A 17769-nucleotide genomic window follows, 5' to 3' on the forward strand; every position below is an offset into this window, starting at 1 on the left:
GGCTGACGCCTGTCAGGTGCGGGATTCCAGGTCCTGAGGGACCGGTGACTGGTGCAACACCTCGGACATGGTGCGGGGATCCCGGCTGTAGTGGGCATGCAGCTCCGGCGGCAGCACCTGGGGCAATCGCCGCGTCAGGTGATCTTCATCCGCCCGGACGGTTTGCAGGATGTCGTCGATGGTAATCAGGTCCAGTGCTCGACCGGGAAGCAGGCAGTCGCCGCCGCTACCGGCCAGATTGAGCAATCCGCCCCGGATCAGTTTGTCACTGACGCGACGGGTGATGTCCGCCGGCACCGCCATCAGGTGCTCCAGCTTCTCCTGTTGGGGCGCCGGCCGACCTTCACTGAAGGGCTTGCAGACCATCCACATCAGCACCAGAGCCACCTGCTCCTGCAATTCAGGCGAATAGCGGACCCGATACCGCTTGGACACGGCCTGCTGGTTCTGCAGGTAGTAAACGATGCTGGCCCCAATGAGCAGCAGCAACCAGTTCAGATAGAGCCAGATCAGCAGGACAATACCGATCGCAAAGCTCGAATAGATCGCCGCGTACCGGGCGGAGCCGGCCACGAATGAGGCAAACAGCATCCCGCCAGCCTGCCAGGCAACGCCTGCCACCAGTCCGCCAATCGCAGCGTAGCGGAATTTCACACGGGTATTCGGGATGAAGATGTACACAAACGTGAAGGCCATCACCACCAGGAAGAATGGCGTAAAGCGGCTGGCAAACAGGATCAGTGAGCCCAGCGGTTCCACCGCCATGAGTGCCTGGACGTAGGTGGAAGAGAAAATGGTGGCCGTAATGCCGATGGCGCAGACGATCAGCAGCGGCCCAACCGTGATCACACTCAGGTAGTTGCTGAAACGCTGGGTCAGCGAGCGCATCTGGGGCACCCGCCAGATCATGTTGAACGAGCGCTCGGTCTTCTGGACCAGAGAGATCACCGTATAGACCAGCATGGCCAGCCCCACCGAGCCCAGCACCCCGACCTTGATATTGTCGACGAAACTGAGGATCTTCTCGGCCATCTCAATCCCCTGCGGCCCCATCGGCTCAAAGAACTGGAACAGCAACGGCTGGATGCGCTGGTGCACGTCCAACGCTTTGAGCACGGAAAAACTCAGGGCCAGCAGGGGCACAATACTGAGCAGCGTCGTGTAGACCAGGCTCATGGCATGGAGCGTCAGCTGACCGTTGATCACATCCCGGGTGACGGCATAGGCGGTACGGCCTGCCCGATAGAGCCAGGTCCAGGGCCAATGCCGTGGGGGATTGGGATTGGCCAGGATCCACTTTTCCACCGCCTGGATGCGTTCCTTCATGTCCGACAGGTTCACGGAAGCTCCCTTGATGCTGTAGTCGAAGCCTCATCGGCATCGCTTTATCGGTGACAGACCGATACGTACGACAAGGCGATCTCGACGTTCAGTATGGCGCATTTTTACGCACTGCAGAAATGAAACGCCCCACAACCATCGATAAAACAGAGCGTTATCACGGGAACGGGGCGGTAACCAGGAGCATTCGGGGCCATCCCGGGCCGGTGTGGACGGCCCGGCGCACGGTATCGGCACCGGGCCCCACACGGGGACGGGGGATCAGAGTTTCACGTTGAAATCGAAGTACTTGTCCATGATGCGGTCATAGACCCCGTTCTTTTTGAGCTTCTCCAGCGAGGCGTTGACCTTTTCCTGAAGCGCCTTGTCACGCTGGCGGAAAGCGGCGCCGACACCCATTCCGAAGATCCGGTCCGGCGTCTTGATGAAGTCGCCCACCCGCTTGATGTCGCCATCCGCTTTGGCCAGATCGATCCCCACCGGTGCATCGACGAACATGGCATCCAGTCGGCCGCCACTCAGATCTAGAGCCACGTCATCGGTCTTGGTGTAACGCACGATGTCAGCGTCCGGCAGGAACTCTGTGACATAACGATCCTGGTTGGTGGCTCGCTGCACACCAATCCGCAATCCCTTGGCATGGTCCGGATCGAATTCCGTGGACTTCCGGACGAAGAAAGCGGACGGCGTCGTGTAATACGGGTCCGAGAACAGCACCGCTTTCTTACGCTCGTCGGTAATCGCCATCGAGGAAAAGATCATGTCGTACTTGCGGGCCAGGAGACCCGGAATGATGCCGTCCCACGCCTGTACCACCCAGTCACAGGGTTGGTTCGTGATGTCCTGGCAGACGGCATTCCCGAGTTCCACCTCGAAACCGCTCAGGGAGCCATCGGGCTGGATCATGCCAAAGGGTGGGTAAGGCGCGTCCATGGCCACGCGCAGGGCATCGCCATCACGGGCCTGAACGACGGTTGAGGCCAGGGTCAGGGCTAAGAGAAGAGTCGCAGTTTTTTTCATGGTGTGTCATCCATCTGTTCACGGTGTACGAGCGTCCTTCTGAGTCACAGGACGTCATATGGGTATCAATTCGTGTGAACAGTGGCGGGCTACTCGTTGTACCACTCGCTGAGGGCGTGGCGGGACAGCCGGTAAAAACCCACCTGAATGCGGGCACACTGGCACTCGGGCAAACGATAGCCCGCCGGTAGTCTGCAACGGTTGTGATGGCTGTGGTTGACGCCCAAGCGACGATACCTCTTCCCGGAAACCGGGCCACCGCATACGCCGCAGCCTCGGAAAATCAGAGATTGAGCCAAAAGCATATGCCAATTCCCTCGATGCTGACCAGTACTTTTCTGAAGCCACTTTCGAGCATGCGACGCAATTTACAGCGTTGCGACATGGCGGCAGACGATCTATGGAACCGGAACAGGCGCGCGGAGCTCTGAAGAAACTGGCCCGAGCCTCATCAGCCAGACACATCGGCGAGCGTACACGGACTTACAGATATGCGACGCGACAAGAGTCCGCCTCTTGGTCCGACACAGGGCGCTGCGTATGATGTCGCAGAACGAAACTGGACGGGATACGACATCAATCATGCTGACGCTTATTCGGGGTGCCCATGTCCTGGCACCGGAAGATATGGGAATTCAGGATGTTCTGGTTGCTGGCGACACCATCCTGGAGACGGGTCGGGACATCCGGCTCAGTGGCAACGTCGCGATTGAAGAGATTGATGGTTCAGGGCACTACCTGACTCCGGGCCTGGTGGACACCCTGTCCCATATCATCGGCGGCGGTGGCGAAGGCGGCTTCCACACCCGCACACCGGCCATGAATTTTTCCGACGCCATTCGTGGCGGTGTAACGACGGTGACCGGTGTGCTCGGCACCGATGCCATTTCCCGCACGCTACCCGATCTGCTGGCCAAGGCGGCCGGTCTGGAAGCCGAGGGATTGAGTGTCGTCTGCCATACCGGCTCCTACCAGGTACCGGTGCGCACGCTTACCGGCAGTATCCAGCAGGACATCATGCTCATCGAGAAATTCGTCGGCGTGGGCGAGGTGGCGATTTCCGATCACCGTGGCAGCCAGCCCGACTGGCGTGAGATGGCCCGCATCGGCGCCGAGGCCCGGGTCGGTGGACTGCTCAGTGGTAAAGCGGGGGTTGTCAGCATCCACGTGGGCGACAGCGAGGACCGCCTGGACCTGCTTTTTGAGGTGGCCGAGAAGTCGGATGTGCCGCTGGGCCAGTACTACCCCACTCACATCAACCGGTCGACGGCGTTACTCGACGCGGGGCTCCGCTTCATCCAGGGCGGCGGCACCATCGACCTGACGGCCAGCCACACGCCGGAAATCCTGGCCGCCGGCGAGATCAAGTGCGCCAGCGCCCTGCGTTACCTGCTGGACCATGGCGCCGATGAAAACCGTATTACCTTCAGCACCGACGGGCATGCAAGCCTGCCGCACTTCAATAGCGATGGCGTGCTGGAAAGCCTGAAAGTCGGTGCGATGACGTCCATGCTCGAGGAATTCCGGGATGCGGTGTTCGAAGACGGCGTCAGCCTGACCCGGGCACTCAAGGCGGTCACCACCAACCCGGCGCGGGTGCTGAAACTTCCCAACAAGGGTGCCATCGCCTCCGGGAAGGACGCCGATCTGCTACTGCTCGATCAAGACAGCCTCACCCTGACACACGTCATGGCCCGCGGACGCTGGTGCATGGAAAGCCAGGAGATCACTCGAAAGGGCACATTCGAGTGATCCCTGAGCCGGCATTCGTGACTCTGAATGCCGGCTCACGCCTCATCCCTCACAGATTTTCGTAACGATTCACGTCGAAAATGCCCGCCTGGGACGGCTCCGTCTCTTCGACATACGCTTTGAAGTCAGCAATCACGTCCCAGAACTTCGGACTGGTCCGGCGCACGCCCCAGCGGGCGGCCAGGTCGTGCAGCGTTTCCGGCGACTCAACCCGCTCCAACGCCGAGACGAACACATCCAGATCCGACAGCGGGACGTCGAAGCTGAAGTTGGGGTACGTGCCCAGCGTGCCTTCCATGACCGAAACCGTGTCCTCCTCCGGCAGCAGACGACTTTCCTCGGCGAACATGAAGGCCACATTCTCGTGCATGCGATTGTGAACCAGCGTGTAGATCCAGCGCTGGTCACCGTCCGTTACCCGCAGGAAGGTCACTTCCGGCAGGAACTTGATCGCTGGCAATGTGGCGCCGGTCTCGCGGGCGAGCGGTCGCAGGATGGCTTCCGCCCGGCGCTGGGAGGGGCTAAGGTCGGAGCGATCGCAGTCATCGTCCGACATGCAGCGGTTCAGGGTATCCGGCGGCCCCATCACACGCGAGGCGCGCTGCGACAGCAGTTCGGTAAAACGCCGCATGATGGCCCGCTCGTCGCCCAGATTCTCCACGCTGCTGTAGTCCAGCATGGTGGGCGTCTCGGTATCAAGGCCGGTGTAGGTGATCGCGTCCTTGATCTTGGCCAGCCCCTGGTACCAGTGGTCGTAGATCGGCTGACGCGACTCGGCCGGCACGAAGCGCAGGAAGTTGTCCTCCGAGCCGTTGCGGATCAGGTCGAAATACAGCCGTGTCTGGGCCTGGTGGGACACGCTGCCAAACACGTTGAAGTTCACCACCAGCTCGTAATAGGTGCGTTCGAACAGCGGATAGTCCATCACCCAGATGGTACGCGGCACCTGGCCGTGCAGGCCGCGGCGCACTGAAGCGCTGTCGTGATGGCGGAAAATGGTCAACAGCGCGTCCCGGTTCCAGTTGTCGCCGTCCCAGATCTCATCAAGCGTGGCGCCGCCGGCCCGGCGCTTGGCGTATTCGGCCTGACGCTGTTTCAGGTAGTCGTTACGCTTGTCCTTGTAGTCCAGCCACTGCGGCCCCAGCGCCAGCAGATCACTGTCCTGACCGGGCAGCCCCAGCAAGGGCGACACCTTGCGGCGATAGTCTGCGTCGTTGACGTAGATTTCCTGATCCGGGTCTTCGAACACCGTCCAGAACTGATCCCGGATCACGTCCGTCGCGATCTGCCCGCGACAAACCGGCCCGCGAATGAAATTGCGCACGAAATACTCCGCGTCGTCGAGCATGAACTGGTAGCGGGATTTCGCCGGAATCGACTCGAATGTCTCGAAGGGGTTGGCGCGGTCGGCATAGTCGTAACCGGGCATGTCCTTCACCTGCCAGTCGGTGTCGAAGAACAGCGACTGGTAGCGCTTCATGCGGGTGTCGCCGAGCGGATAGGTGATGTGGGTCTTGGCCACGATCGAGCGGGTAATCGGCCGCAGACGATAGTAGACCGGAGCCCCGGCATCGCCGTTCGGCCGTACCGTATTCACCGGCAGGATCTTCTCGCCCGGCGCCGTCCAGGACCGGATCAGCTCGTAGAAATGACGGCCCGAGATGTCCGGGAAGTACAGGTGCGCGGCAAACAGGTGCTCGAACAGGTAGCGCGACACCAATTGGTGCCGGTTGCCCGATTGGTTGAAGAAGGTTTCCCAGCGCTGGACCGCCGCCTGTTCCGCCTGGCTGGGGTTGAAGTCCGGTGCGTCCGTTACGGCGCCCTCTTCGATCCAGGTCTCCAGGGTATGGAACTCCTTATCCGTCAGACCGGCCGCGGCAAACGGCATCCCGCCATGAGGGTTGGCGTCCGCGTAATCGTCAAAGCCTTCCAGGGTCGGACAGCTCAGAGGCCGGCCCATGCCCATCTTCACGCTGTCCGGTATCCGGCTGTTCGGTGCCAACGCATGCTGGCGCCCGTGTTCCAGCATCTTGTAGAGCACCGAGGTATCCCGGGCGTCCAGGGCGCCCCCGTCGACGTTACCGTGCAATACCGAAAAGAACCCTTTACGCCGCCAGTCCGCAGTGGTCAGCGCGTCGATACCCAGCCGGGTGGGCGCCATGTCTTCCAGGCGACCGCCGTCGTAGACCGGCAACGGCGATGCCCCGCGATCCAGCCCGTCGGCACTGGTCAGCTTGAGTTGGCAGGGGGAATCGTAGCACCCGTGACAGGCGATGCATTTGGCTTCAAAGATCGGGCGGATGTCTTTCTGATAGTCGTAGGTCTGGTTCACGGCGACCAGCGGTTTCGGGTTGTCGTAGGTCGGCACCTGGCTGCAGGCGTAGACCAGCATCGACACAACCACCAACAGCAAGACGGAGAACAGGGTACGTGGGCGAGCGTGGGCACGGCGCATATGACATCCTTTTCCCGGAAAATGGCACGACCAGTCATACGTGCCCGGCTGACAGATCGCTCATTATAAAGGGGAAAAGCGACAGGATCAGGACGTTAGCGTGACCTATCGACGGTTTCAGGAAATCTGGCGGAACCAGGCCATACGCCGCAGCATGCGGATGATCACGAAAGACAACACCGCCACGACCGCGACATCCAGCACAATGAACAGCCACAGCATGCCCTCGAAGTAGCGTGACAGCGGCATGGTGGCGAAAATCAGCAGCGGATGGATCAGATAGATGCCGAAAGACGCATCCGACCAGGCGCTGATGCCCGGGCGCGCTCTCAGGTGCTCCGCCTGTTGGCGCAGCAATAGGAAGATGGCGAAGGTACAGAGGATGACCAGCGGGCCCAGATTATTCAGGATCAGGAAGTCCTCATGGATCCCGAACCTCCGATAAAGCACCGCATTGAGACCGGCGCCGACCAGTACCGTCGTCACCACCACACCCCACAGCGTGGCCGGAGAAAACCGGAAACGTTCGGGATAGCGGTCGATCACGTAGCCGCCGACAAAATACAGGATGTACAGCGGAAACACGGCGTACCAGGTGATGTCCGAGTCCACCACAGCCTTGACCAGCAGTGAGCCCTGGTCCAGGGCGGCGAAGACGAAGAACAGGATCGCCAGGGCGGCAAAATCCGCCAGCCCTGGTTTCTCGCCCCGGATGTACTGGTTCAGGAACGGCGCAAACAGCATCAGGCAGGCAAACATCGTCAGGTACCAGAGATGGCCGTAGCTGTGGCCGGCGCGGATCATGGTACCGGTCAGCGCCAGCAGGGAGCGGTGATCCGGGTTCCACAGGAAGTAGCCCAACACCAGGTACACCAGGTTCCAGACGATGATCGGTGGCAGCAACCGCCAGGCGCGCTTGCGCAGGAATTCAGGGGGCTCGATCGCCCGCCCCAGCAACACGACGCCGGACGCCATCACGAATAAAGGCACCGAAAAGCGACTGGCGGCATCCATCAGGTTGGCAAACCACCAGTCAACGTCACTGATGACGCCGTATTGCTTGTAGAAAACCGTGCTGACATGAATGGCGATTACCGCCAGGATGGCGATAACGCGGAGATAGTCGATCCAGACTTTGTGTGGCATGCACGTCCCTGAGGCTGGCATGCGTCAGACCAGAGGCACAGCGAACCCCGTCCAACGGCGCATTCAAGACAGGCAGGCCCCGCTTTCACGTCGTCTTGGCGGCGTTCGAAGGGATCCTGCGAGACAAAGCCCATTATTTTGTCAGGGATCCGCCGGGGCGAATATATCGCGCGTCCGTATACAGGCTTCAGCGACACATCTGCGCCTCATAGACCCCAGTCCAGTCGTTCTGCCTTCATGGTGCAGCGGGGGTTTCCGTTTTGCTCCGAGAACAGCAGCAGGTGAAGACCACTCACCCACCCCATGTCGATGCAGGAACCGCGCAGCATGGGCGAGCCCCCGGGCAACGACATCGTCGGGGCCTGCCAATGCAGATCGTCCCGGAAATGATCCACATCCAGCTCCACCACGACGGGAAACTCGCTGGCGCTGAAGTGCTGGACGGCCACCGCTTCCACCTGATCGCGGGTGCTGAGATGCATCAGGCCCGCTCGACGGTCCGCCTGACAGGGCTCGATGACACCGCTGCGATGCGCTCTCCACCAGCCTTTTGCGCTGATCACCCGATACAGGTGCCTGACTTCCATTCGTGATTCCCCCTTTGGCTCAATCCCCTCTGTCCCGCCGGACGCCGTCAGCCGACCTGGTCGTAGGGCTCGACCGATCTCGCATCACGGGTGGCCATGGCCCACCAGCGCAGTCGCGACACCATCCGGCGCAGCGCAGCGTCAGTCCGACCCGGCTCGATCAGTTCGCCCAAGTCATCGAACCGGCTCCAGATGTCGGTCAATGCCACGCCATCGCGCAGGGTCACCGCATGAAGCTCGGCAAAAACCTGACGTAACTGCTCCACCGCGCGGATGCCACCGGACATGGCGCCGTAACTGACGAACCCCACCGGACGCGTCTGCCACTCGTCGTAGGCCGAGTCGATCAGCTGCTTCAGGGCAGCCGGAAAACTGTGGTTGTATTCCGGCGTGACCACAATGAAGCCGTCCATACCCGCGAGCAGTTGTTTCAAGGCCTTTGTCGATTTGCCGCTGCCGTTTTCGACAGCGGGCAACGCCGTCCGGGGGTCAATGACCCGAAGCTGTATGCCGTTTTCGCCCTGCAGGGTGCGGACCACCCAGGCCGTCACCCGATCGCACAGGCGTCCCTCCCGGACGCTTCCCATGATCACCCCGATACGCAGTGTTGCAGTCATCGCCTTGCTCCTTTCGTTGCGGTTACACGCGCTCTGTGAGCGCCAGGTTGGAAAGAAGCCTAAGACCTCAAGTAAACTTTAGGTAAAGCCCGCCACCCATTAAGGCTTGTTATGCCGACCATTAAACCGATCAATCGTCACCAGCCACTGAGCGTTGGCGAGGTCAGCCGCCGTAGCGGGGTGGCCGTTTCCGCCCTGCACTTCTACGAGCAGAAAGGGTTGATCCACAGTTGGCGAACCGATGGCAATCAGCGCCGTTATCACCGGGATGTCCTGCGGCGCATCGCCGTGATCAAGGTGGCCCAGCGTCTGGGCATCCCCCTGGCGGAGATCGCGAGTGCGCTGGAGACGCTCCCGGAGGGTCGCACCGTGACCGCCGACGACTGGCAGCAACTGTCCAATCGCTGGCGCGCCGAACTCGACGACCGTATCGACAAACTCTGCCGACTACGGGACCAGTTGACCGACTGCATCGGCTGCGGCTGCCTTTCGGTCGACGCCTGCAGGCTGCGCAATCCATCCGACGCCCTGGCGGAAGACGGCAGCGGACCACGCCTGCTGGATCCCGACGGCCGAGACTGATCAAAAGATGAACAAAAGCTCACTTGTCGGTATCATGAGTTATTGACTCTTCGCACTGACATTTTTCAGCATCAGGAGTAACACCATGAAAACCATGAGGATCGACATCGTGTCGGATGTCGCCTGTCCGTGGTGTGCGATTGGTTATGCTCGTCTGGAGCAGGCCATGAAGCAGCTTGCGGGCGAGCTGGATTTCACCATCGAGTGGCACGCGTTTGAGCTGAATCCCGACATGACGCGGGACGGTGAGCCGATTCTGGAACATCTGAGCCGCAAATACGGCCGCAGCCCGGAAGACATGGAGGCCAACCAGGCGCAGATGATGACCATTGCCGAGGCGCTTGGTCTGAATTTCAGCGGCCTGCAGCAACGCTATTCCCGCAATACGTTCGACGCCCACCGCCTGCTCAAGTGGGCCCGCGAACAAGGCCGTCAGACCGAACTCAAGCTGGCGTTCTTCGAGGCCTATTTCGGCCGCGCGGAAAACATTTCCGACAAGGGGGTGTTGAGGGCCTGTGTGGAAGCTGTGGGACTGGACGGCGAGATGGCCAGCCAGGTTCTGGACTCCGACGAGTACGGTGTTGCCGTTCGGGCCGACGAGGAGCGCTATCAACAGGCCGGTGTCACCGCCGTGCCGGCGTTTATCGTCAACCAGCGCTACCTGATCGCCGGTGCCCAGGAACCGGACACCCTGGTCAATGCCTTTCGTGAAATTGCCGAAGACCGGATCGAAACCTCTCCGGTGTAGTGCACTGACCCGCCAGCGGTGTCGCCCCTGGCGGGCCCTGTTCCATCAAGCCAGCGCGGTGGTCCGCTGCTCGCCACGCAATTTGATGACATCGGCCCGCGGCGGCGCCCCGAACAGCCGGCTGTATTCACGGCTGAAGTGAGACGGGCTCTCATACCCTACCCGGTAACTGGCCGTCGCCGCTTCCAGCCCCTCCGACAGCATCAACCGGCGCGCTTCGTGCAGACGCAGCTTTTTCTGGAACTGCAGGGGCGACATCCTCGTGACCTGTTTGAAGGTGTGGAACAGCGCCGACTCGCTCATATTCACTTCGCCGGCGAGATCCTTGACCCGCAGACTCTCAGTAAACCGGTCTTTCAGCACGTCGATGACACGCGACACCCGGTGGACCTGAGAATCCGCCACCGCGAACTTACGCATGCGCGCGCCCATTTCTCCAATCAGCGCCCGGTAAATCACCTCGCGCCGGATCAGCGGGGCCAGAACGCCAATGTCCTGCGGTGTATCCAGAAGGCTGGTCAGCCGGGTGACGGCATCCAGCATGCCCAGATCCATCCGTGCCAGACACAGACCGCAGCTGGCCTCCGGACAAGCCTCGGCGGCCGCGTCCAACGGGAGCTGACTGCCCATTTCCAGGACCAGGTTACTGACTTCCTGTGGATCGACAGTGATCTTCATCGCCAGGTACGGCTCCTCCTTAGAGGCATGGAGCACCCGGCCCAGTACCGGCATGTGAACGGACGAGACCAGATAGGACAGCGGGCCGTAGACCAGCTCGCGATCTCCAAAGTTCACCGTTTTGCTGCCCTGGACGATAAAGGCCAGCGATGGATCGTAAACCGAGGACACGCAACTGGTGGAGGAATCGGACCCCACCATCTCCAGTCCGGGAATGGCCGTCTTGCGGAGTTGGCGGTCTACGGGCGTGGCCCGCAGCATGTTGTCGACGAGCTTCAGACGCAGTCGCTCCAGCTCGGGATCCAGGCCCGTGGTCGTGTTCAACGAAAAATCGAGATTCTGGTCCTGGACGGATGGTGCAAGATCGGAATTGGGCACGGTGCATTCTCCTGCCGGTCGGTGGCATCGCCAAAAAACGAAATCCAGTATACCGGGACGGCAAGGCGGATGAGCGTTTATTGAGCAAGATTCACAGAAATAGGCAACCACCCAACAGAAATAGGCAAATAGGCAACAGCACTTGCCTGATCCTGCACGTTTATAGCCAGATCCTCTTTAATTTGCACGAGCCACCCACACCTCGGGACATCCGTCTTAAAACCCTCTTAAAAGAGTCATCTGCATGCAACATTGTGCATGTAACGCCCATAACAAGATCCGTTCGCACAAAGCTTGCGCGCCGGACTCCGGCGATAGCTCACCATAAAATTCACATAAGCAACGATAACCAAAAACAGAATCAGGCAATCAAGTCGTAGGAACTGGATACCGCCTTTTTGCCCCAGCCCCTAAAGTAACCTCACACCTTCGATGAAATCCCCGATCACTGTCCCCGCCAGTAGTGGCACCCCCAAGAAAGGACAGAGCCGGGTGATTCAGTCAGTGCCAACCCGCGACGTTTGCTGGAAAACATCCATATACCAGGAGAGAACACCTGATGGACTCATTTAAAGAAGGAGCCCGTATTACCGGCCTGACCCTGCTCGTCATTCTTATGATGACCGTTGGACTGGCCGGCTGCGACGCCCACAGCGAGGAAGCCGCCGCGACACCGCCGCCACCCGCCGTCGACGTGGCCCAGGTGGAGCCGGCGCCCATCACCCTGTGGGACGGATTTACCGGCCGCATCGCCGCACCGGAAAGCGTGGACTTACGCCCCCGGGTCAGCGGTTACATCGACAAGGTCGCCTTTGCGGAAGGGGAAATGGTCAAGCAGGGTGACCTGCTGTTCCAGATCGATCCCCGCCCCTACCAGGCACGCGTGAACGCCGCCAACGCGGATCTCGGCCGAGCCCAAAGCCAGCTGAAGCTGGCGAAGAGCGAAGCCGATCGCGCCCAGCACCTGCTGGATGGCCACGCCATCTCCCGGGAGGAGTTCGACCAGCGCCAGGCCGCCCTGGCCGAAGCCCGCTCCAATGTGGATGCCGCCCGGGCGGCTTTGGATAGCGCGAAGCTGGATCTCGAATACACCCACATCCGCGCGCCGATTGACGGTCGAGTGAGCCGGGCGTACGTCACCCGGGGCAACCTGGCCACCAGTGACCAGACCCTGCTGACCCGCGTCGTCTCCGTGGATCCGATGTACGTGTACTTCGAAACCGACGAACAGACCGCCCTGAACAACCTGGGCCGGCTGGATGGCGACACCCCGCCGCAGGTCAAGGTCAGCCTCGCAGGCGAACCGGGGTTCGAACACACCGCCACCCTCGACTTCGTGGATAACCAGTTGGACGCCAGCACCGGCACCCTGCAATACCGAGCCGTGATGGCCAACCCGGACGGTCAGTTCCGTCCAGGCCAGTTCGCCCGGGTACAGATGCCGGTGGCCGACCTGAGCCAGGCCCTGCTGGTGGACCAGAAAGCGGTGATGGCCGACCAGGACCGTCGCTACGTCTACGTCGTCGGCGATGACAACACGGCCAGCCGCCGCTATGTCGAGCCGGGCCGGAGTTCCGATGGCCTGCTGGTCATCAAGGATGGTCTGAAGCCCGGAGAGCGCGTGGTGGTCAACGGCCTGCAGAAAATCCTGATGCCGGGCATGCCCGTCGCCCCGGAACAGGTGGCCATGCGGCCTGACCAGCGCAAACAGGCGCAAGTCGCCAGCGCCCAGTAATACCCCCGACTTTCCGTAACTGAACAGGAACTGGCCTGCCCCGTCGGGGCAGGCCCAGGGAGGCTTTTGCATGAATATTTCCCGCTTCTTCGTGGACCGGCCGATCTTTGCCTCGGTGCTGTCCATCATCATCTTCGTGGTGGGGTTGATCAGTATTCCCGGCCTGCCGGTGAGCGAGTACCCGGACGTGGTGCCGCCCAGCGTCCAGGTCACCGCCCGCTACCCGGGCGCCAACCCCAAGACGATCTCCGAGACCGTCGCCACGCCGCTGGAGGAATCCATCAACGGCGTGGAAGACATGATCTACATGAAATCCGTCGCCGGCAGTGACGGCACCCTGTCCCTGACCGTCACCTTCAAGCTCGGCACCGATCCGGACCGGGCTCAGGTGCAGGTGCAGAACCGGGTGACCCAGGCCCTGCCCCGGCTTCCCGAAGACGTGCGTCGTCAGGGCGTGACCACCAAGAAGCAGTCGCCCAACCTGATGATGGCGGTGCACCTGCTCTCGCCGGACAACACCTTCGATGCGACCTACATCCGCAACTACGCGGTGCTGCACATCCGTGACGAGCTGGCCCGGATTCCAGGCGTCGGTGAAGCCGGTCTGTTCGGCGCGGGCGACTACGCCATGCGACTGTGGATCGACCCGCAGCGGGCTGCCGCCCACAACATCACCGCCAGCGATGTCGCCAAAGCCGTCCGCGAGCAGAACATTCAGGTGTCCGCCGGCCAGATCGGCGCCCAGCCGATGCCGGGCAAGAACGACTTCCTGATCTCCATCAACGCCCACGGTCGCCTGAAAACCGCCGACGAATTCGAGAACATCGTCATCAAGACCGACGATGACGGCCGCGTCGTGCGACTGCGCGATATTGGCCGGGCCGAACTCGCCGCCTCCCAGGATTCCCTGCGGGCGCTGCTGAACGGCAAGCAGGCGGTGGCGCTGCCGATCTTCCAATCGCCGGGATCCAACTCGCTGGAAGTGTCCGCCGCCGTGCGGGCCAAAATGGCCGAACTGGACGACAACTTCCCCAAGGGCCTGACCTGGGAAGTGGCCTATGACCCGACCGTGTTCGTCAGCAGCTCCATCGAAGCGGTCATCTCCACCCTGCTGGAAGCGGTCGGCCTGGTGGTGCTGGTGGTCATCCTGTTCCTGCAGACCTGGCGCGCGTCGCTGATTCCACTGCTGGCCGTGCCGGTGTCGATCATCGGGACGTTCGCGGTGCTGTCGGTGCTCGGCTTCTCGATCAACACCCTGACCCTGTTTGGCATGGTGCTGGCCATCGGCATCGTGGTGGATGACGCCATCGTGGTGGTGGAGAACGTCGAGCGGAACATCGAGGAAGGCCTCAAGCCCATCGCCGCGGCCCACCAGGCCATGCGCGAGGTGAGCGGACCGATCGTGGCGATCTGTCTGGTGCTGTGTGCGGTGTTCGTCCCCATGGCGTTCCTGGACGGCATCACCGGCCAGTTCTACCGCCAGTTTGCCGCCTCCATCGCCATTGCGACCGTGATCTCCGCGATCAACTCGCTGACCCTGTCGCCGGCGCTGGCCGCCACGCTGCTGAAAAGCCGCGGCGCGCCCAAGGATCTCCCGGCTCGCCTGATCGACCGCCTGTTCGGCTGGCTGTTCCGGCCGTTCAACCGCTTCTTCGATCGGAGTGCCCACGGCTACCAGGGCTTCGTGAAGCGCAGCCTGCGTACCCGCGGCCTGGTGTTCCTGATCTACGTGGCGATGCTGGGCGGTACCTTCTACCTGTTCAACCAGGTGCCCGGCGGGTTCATCCCCACCCAGGACAAGACCTACCTGGTGGGCAGTATCCGCCTGCCGGAAGGCGCGTCGCTGGACCGCACCGAAGACGTGGCCCGTAAAGTGAGCGACATCGCCATGGACACCGACGGCGTGTCCTACGCGGCGGCCTTCGTCGGCTTCAACGCGCTGCAGGGCACCAACACGCCCAACATCGGTACGGTGTTCATCCTGTTCGACGACTTCGACAAGCGGGACAAGACCGCCCAGCAGATCGCCGGCGAGATCAACGCCAAGCTGGCGGGCATCAAGGAAGGCTTTGCCGTAACCTTCATGCCGCCGCCGATCTTCGGTCTGGGCGCAGGGTCGGGGTACTCGCTGTACGTGCAGGATCGTAACGGCGCGGGCTACGGCGCACTGCAGAACGCCACCAACCAGCTCGCCGGCACCCTGAGCCAACAGACCGGACTGAGCTATCCGTTCAGCTCCTACCAGGCCAACGTACCGCAGCTGGATGCGGACGTGGACCGGCGCCAGGCCAAGGCACAGGGTGTCAGTCTGGACGAACTCTACGGCACGCTGCAGTTCTACTTCGGCTCGCTGTACCTGAACGACTTCAACCTGTTCGGCCGCACGTACCGCGTGGTGGCCCAGGCGGACGCGCCCTACCGGGACGACGTCAGCGACCTGGAGCACCTGTTCGTGCGCAACGACCGCAATGAGATGGTGCCGCTCAGCTCCATGGTCACCCTCAAGCGCAGCTTCGGTCCGGATCCCGTCATCCGCTACAACGGCTACCCGGCGGCCGACCTGATCGGCCAGTCCGATCCGTCGATCCTGTCCTCCGGCGAGACGCTGGAGAAGGTCGCCGACGTCGCCGCAAAAACGCTGCCCCGGGGCATGGACATCCAGTGGACAGACCTGAGTTTCCAGCAGATCACCCAGGGCAACGCGGCGATGATCGTCTTCCCGCTGGCCGTCCTGCTGGTGTTCCTGGTGCTGGCCGCACTCTACGAGAGCTGGGTGCTGCCGCTGGCCGTCATCCTGATCGTGCCGATGTGTCTGCTGGCTGCCCTGTTCGGCGTCTGGCTCACCGGGGGCGACAACAACGTGTTCGTCCAGGTGGGGCTGGTGGTCCTGATGGGACTGGCCTGCAAGAACGCCATCCTGATCGTGGAGTTCGCCCGCGAGAAGGAGATGGAAGGCATGGACACCATCAGCGCCGCGCTCGAAGCCTGCCGCCTGCGGCTGCGCCCGATCATCATGACCTCGGTGGCCTTCATCGCCGGCGTGGTGCCGCTGGTGCTGGCCTCCGGCGCCGGCAGCGAAGTGCGCAACGCCATGGGCATTACCGTGTTCAGCGGCATGATCGGCGTGACTCTGTTCGGCCTGCTGCTGACCCCGGTGTTCTACGTGGGCCTGCGCCTGCTCAGTGGCAAGTCGCTGGCCGTTGAACCGCCTGCCCTGACTCATCAGACCGGAGACAACCATGCGTAAGCGTTTCCTGGCCCTGGCGCCCCTGCTGCTGGCAGGGTGCGCCGTCGGCCCCGACTATCAGGCGCCGGATGTGCAGGCGCCGGAGCAATTCACGGAATCCGACAGCACGGCCGCCTTCTCGGCGGCCGACGAGGCCCGCTTCTGGGGTGGCTTTGACGACCCCCTGCTGGCGTCGCTGATCCAGGATGTCCTGACCGACAACCCGAGCCTGCAGGCCGCCCTGGCCCGCTACCAGCGTGCCGATGCCCTGGTCCGCGGCAGCAAGGCCGAACAGTTGCCCGAGATCGGGGCGAGCGCTTCGGCAGCGTCACAGCACCTGGCCGTTGCCGAGCGTTCGGGCAGCTCGGACGCCAACATCGACCTCTACGAGGTGAACGCCAACGCCAGTTGGGAGCTGGACCTGTTCGGTCAGCTGCGGCGCGCCAGCGAAGCCGAAGTGGCCCGCCTGCAGGCCGCCGGCTCAGAGGTGAACGCGCTGAAAGTGTCCCTGGCGGGAGAGATCGCCGCCAGCTACTTCGAGCTGCGCGGGCTGCAACAGCAGCTGTCGGTGGCCCGGGGCAACGTCCGGATCCAGCGGGATTCCCTGGACATCGTTCGTTCACGCCTGGAGGCGGGACGCAGCACCCGGTTTGACGTCCGCCGCGCCGAGGCGCAACTGGAACGCACCCGCGCCGCCCTGCCCCAACTGGAAGCGGACGTGCGTGTGCAGATGCACCGGATCGCCGTGCTGACGGGACGAGCACCGGGCGAGCTGATCCCGCGACTGTCGGCGCCGGAAGCGTTGCCGACCGCGTTGCCGGCGATCCCGCCGGGCACGCCCGGAGACGTCCTGCGTCGACGCCCGGATATCCGTGTCGCCGAACGCCAACTGGCCGCCGCCACGGCGGATATCGGGGTCGCCACGGCGGACCTGTATCCGCACTTCAGCCTGAACGCGCTGATCGGCTCCGTCGCCCTGGACAGCGGTAATCTGTTCACCGGCTCGGCGGAATCCCGCTCGATCGGGCTGGGCATCGACTGGTCGTTCCTGAACTTCGGCCGGGTCCGCTCCCGGATCGATGCGGCGGATGCGGGTGCCCGGGCGGCCCTGGCAAACTACCGGCAGGTCATCCTGGACGCCCTGGAAGAAACCGAGAACCGCCTGGTGCGTTACCAACGCGCCCAGCAGCGGACCCAACGGCTGGCCGCCAGCGCGGACGCTGCCAGGCAGTCCGCAGAGCTGGCACGCATGCGCTATGAGCAGGGTTATACCGGGTACTTCGAGGTGCTGGATGCCGAGCGCGAGCAACTGGACAGCGAGAACGCCCTGGAACAGGGCCGGACCGCCTCGGTGCTGGCAATGGTGAGTCTGTACCGGGCGTTGGCGGGGGCTCCGGGAAGCGCCGAACAGGCCACGGCCTCAAAAGCGCCGGCGGAGTCCGACGGACCGGCTTGAGACCCAAAGGTACCCTCAATGTCGCGGATGCTTTAGCTTCCGAGCCGT

13 protein-coding genes are annotated in these 17769 nt (G+C 62.4%); 6 read left to right on the forward strand and 7 right to left on the reverse strand.

The window, feature by feature from the left end; all coding sequences use genetic code 11:
- Nucleotides 1-12: 12 nt before the first annotated feature.
- Nucleotides 13-1326 (reverse strand): YihY/virulence factor BrkB family protein, encoded by a 1314-nt coding sequence (locus JL474_RS16975; RefSeq protein ID WP_203143165.1) that lies wholly within the window; start codon nucleotides 1324-1326, stop codon nucleotides 13-15.
- A 276-nt stretch (nucleotides 1327-1602) separates the two neighbouring features.
- Nucleotides 1603-2361 (reverse strand): transporter substrate-binding domain-containing protein, encoded by a 759-nt coding sequence (locus JL474_RS16980; RefSeq protein ID WP_203143022.1) that lies wholly within the window; start codon nucleotides 2359-2361, stop codon nucleotides 1603-1605.
- Between the two features lie 582 nt (nucleotides 2362-2943).
- Here JL474_RS16980 and iadA point away from each other — a divergent pair.
- Nucleotides 2944-4113 carry a beta-aspartyl-peptidase gene (gene iadA / locus JL474_RS16985; protein WP_203143023.1) on the forward strand — a complete coding sequence of 390 codons (1170 nt, stop codon included), beginning with the start codon at nucleotides 2944-2946 and terminating at the stop codon, nucleotides 4111-4113.
- A gap of 49 nt (nucleotides 4114-4162) precedes the next feature.
- On the opposite strand, the gene JL474_RS16990 is transcribed toward iadA, so the two are convergent.
- The 4 genes from JL474_RS16990 to JL474_RS17005 form a co-directional block, all read right to left on the reverse strand.
- Nucleotides 4163-6568 carry a fatty acid cis/trans isomerase gene (locus tag JL474_RS16990; protein ID WP_203143024.1) on the reverse strand — a complete coding sequence of 802 codons (2406 nt, stop codon included), beginning with the start codon at nucleotides 6566-6568 and terminating at the stop codon, nucleotides 4163-4165.
- A gap of 117 nt (nucleotides 6569-6685) precedes the next feature.
- On the reverse strand, nucleotides 6686-7714 hold the full coding sequence (locus tag JL474_RS16995; protein ID WP_203143025.1) for an acyltransferase: 1029 nt from the start codon (nucleotides 7712-7714) through the stop codon (nucleotides 6686-6688).
- Nucleotides 7715-7920: 206 nt separating this feature from the next.
- Nucleotides 7921-8301 (reverse strand): DUF952 domain-containing protein, encoded by a 381-nt coding sequence (locus tag JL474_RS17000; protein ID WP_203143026.1) that lies wholly within the window; start codon nucleotides 8299-8301, stop codon nucleotides 7921-7923.
- A gap of 47 nt (nucleotides 8302-8348) precedes the next feature.
- Entirely contained in the window at nucleotides 8349-8918 is a 570-nt protein-coding gene (locus JL474_RS17005) for an NADPH-dependent FMN reductase (RefSeq protein ID WP_203143027.1), read from the reverse strand.
- Between the two features lie 111 nt (nucleotides 8919-9029).
- On the opposite strand from JL474_RS17005, the gene soxR reads away from it, so the two are divergent.
- Together soxR and JL474_RS17015 are read left to right on the forward strand one after the other, a co-directional pair.
- Nucleotides 9030-9500 (forward strand): redox-sensitive transcriptional activator SoxR, encoded by a 471-nt coding sequence (gene soxR, locus JL474_RS17010; RefSeq protein WP_203143028.1) that lies wholly within the window; start codon nucleotides 9030-9032, stop codon nucleotides 9498-9500.
- A gap of 85 nt (nucleotides 9501-9585) precedes the next feature.
- Nucleotides 9586-10248, forward strand: a complete 663-nt coding sequence (locus JL474_RS17015) for a DsbA family oxidoreductase (protein WP_203143029.1) — start codon at nucleotides 9586-9588, stop codon at nucleotides 10246-10248.
- Nucleotides 10249-10293: 45 nt separating this feature from the next.
- Here the strand turns inward: JL474_RS17015 and JL474_RS17020 are convergent, their stop codons facing one another.
- Complete coding sequence (locus JL474_RS17020) at nucleotides 10294-11304, reverse strand: AraC family transcriptional regulator (RefSeq protein WP_328797840.1); 1011 nt, start codon at nucleotides 11302-11304, stop codon at nucleotides 10294-10296.
- Nucleotides 11305-11863: 559 nt separating this feature from the next.
- Here JL474_RS17020 and JL474_RS17025 point away from each other — a divergent pair.
- From JL474_RS17025 to JL474_RS17035, 3 genes are all read left to right on the forward strand, one after another.
- Nucleotides 11864-13039, forward strand: coding sequence for an efflux RND transporter periplasmic adaptor subunit (locus tag JL474_RS17025; protein WP_203143030.1), 1176 nt, complete (start codon nucleotides 11864-11866; stop codon nucleotides 13037-13039).
- A 70-nt stretch (nucleotides 13040-13109) separates the two neighbouring features.
- Nucleotides 13110-16286: an efflux RND transporter permease subunit gene (locus JL474_RS17030; protein WP_203143031.1), complete on the forward strand. Its 3177-nt coding sequence runs from the start codon at nucleotides 13110-13112 to the stop codon at nucleotides 16284-16286.
- The gene (locus JL474_RS17035; protein ID WP_203143032.1) at nucleotides 16279-17721 is read left to right on the forward strand and encodes an efflux transporter outer membrane subunit; all 1443 of its coding nucleotides are present in this window, start codon (nucleotides 16279-16281) and stop codon (nucleotides 17719-17721) included. The genes JL474_RS17030 and JL474_RS17035 overlap by 8 nt, the downstream gene beginning before the upstream one ends.
- Nucleotides 17722-17769 lie beyond the last annotated feature (48 nt).

The sequence above is a fragment of the Marinobacter mangrovi genome (assembly GCF_016798325.1).
Lineage (GTDB): Bacteria > Pseudomonadota > Gammaproteobacteria > Pseudomonadales > Oleiphilaceae > Marinobacter_A > Marinobacter_A mangrovi.

What these genes read in the sequence shown, in the direction of transcription:
- JL474_RS17000 (WP_203143026.1), bottom strand. Translation starts at nt 8,301, where the DNA reads ATGGAAGTCAGGCACCTGTATCGGGTGATCAGCGCAAAAGGCTGGTGG.
- JL474_RS17035 (WP_203143032.1), top strand. Translation starts at nt 16,279, where the DNA reads ATGCGTAAGCGTTTCCTGGCCCTGGCGCCCCTGCTGCTGGCAGGGTGC.
- JL474_RS17005 (WP_203143027.1), bottom strand. Translation starts at nt 8,918, where the DNA reads ATGACTGCAACACTGCGTATCGGGGTGATCATGGGAAGCGTCCGGGAG.
- JL474_RS17025 (WP_203143030.1), top strand. Translation starts at nt 11,864, where the DNA reads ATGGACTCATTTAAAGAAGGAGCCCGTATTACCGGCCTGACCCTGCTC.
- JL474_RS17030 (WP_203143031.1), top strand. Translation starts at nt 13,110, where the DNA reads ATGAATATTTCCCGCTTCTTCGTGGACCGGCCGATCTTTGCCTCGGTG.
- iadA (WP_203143023.1), top strand. Translation starts at nt 2,944, where the DNA reads ATGCTGACGCTTATTCGGGGTGCCCATGTCCTGGCACCGGAAGATATG.
- JL474_RS17015 (WP_203143029.1), top strand. Translation starts at nt 9,586, where the DNA reads ATGAAAACCATGAGGATCGACATCGTGTCGGATGTCGCCTGTCCGTGG.
- JL474_RS16990 (WP_203143024.1), bottom strand. Translation starts at nt 6,568, where the DNA reads ATGCGCCGTGCCCACGCTCGCCCACGTACCCTGTTCTCCGTCTTGCTG.
- soxR (WP_203143028.1), top strand. Translation starts at nt 9,030, where the DNA reads ATGCCGACCATTAAACCGATCAATCGTCACCAGCCACTGAGCGTTGGC.
- JL474_RS16980 (WP_203143022.1), bottom strand. Translation starts at nt 2,361, where the DNA reads ATGAAAAAAACTGCGACTCTTCTCTTAGCCCTGACCCTGGCCTCAACC.
- JL474_RS16975 (WP_203143165.1), bottom strand. Translation starts at nt 1,326, where the DNA reads ATGAAGGAACGCATCCAGGCGGTGGAAAAGTGGATCCTGGCCAATCCC.
- JL474_RS16995 (WP_203143025.1), bottom strand. Translation starts at nt 7,714, where the DNA reads ATGCCACACAAAGTCTGGATCGACTATCTCCGCGTTATCGCCATCCTG.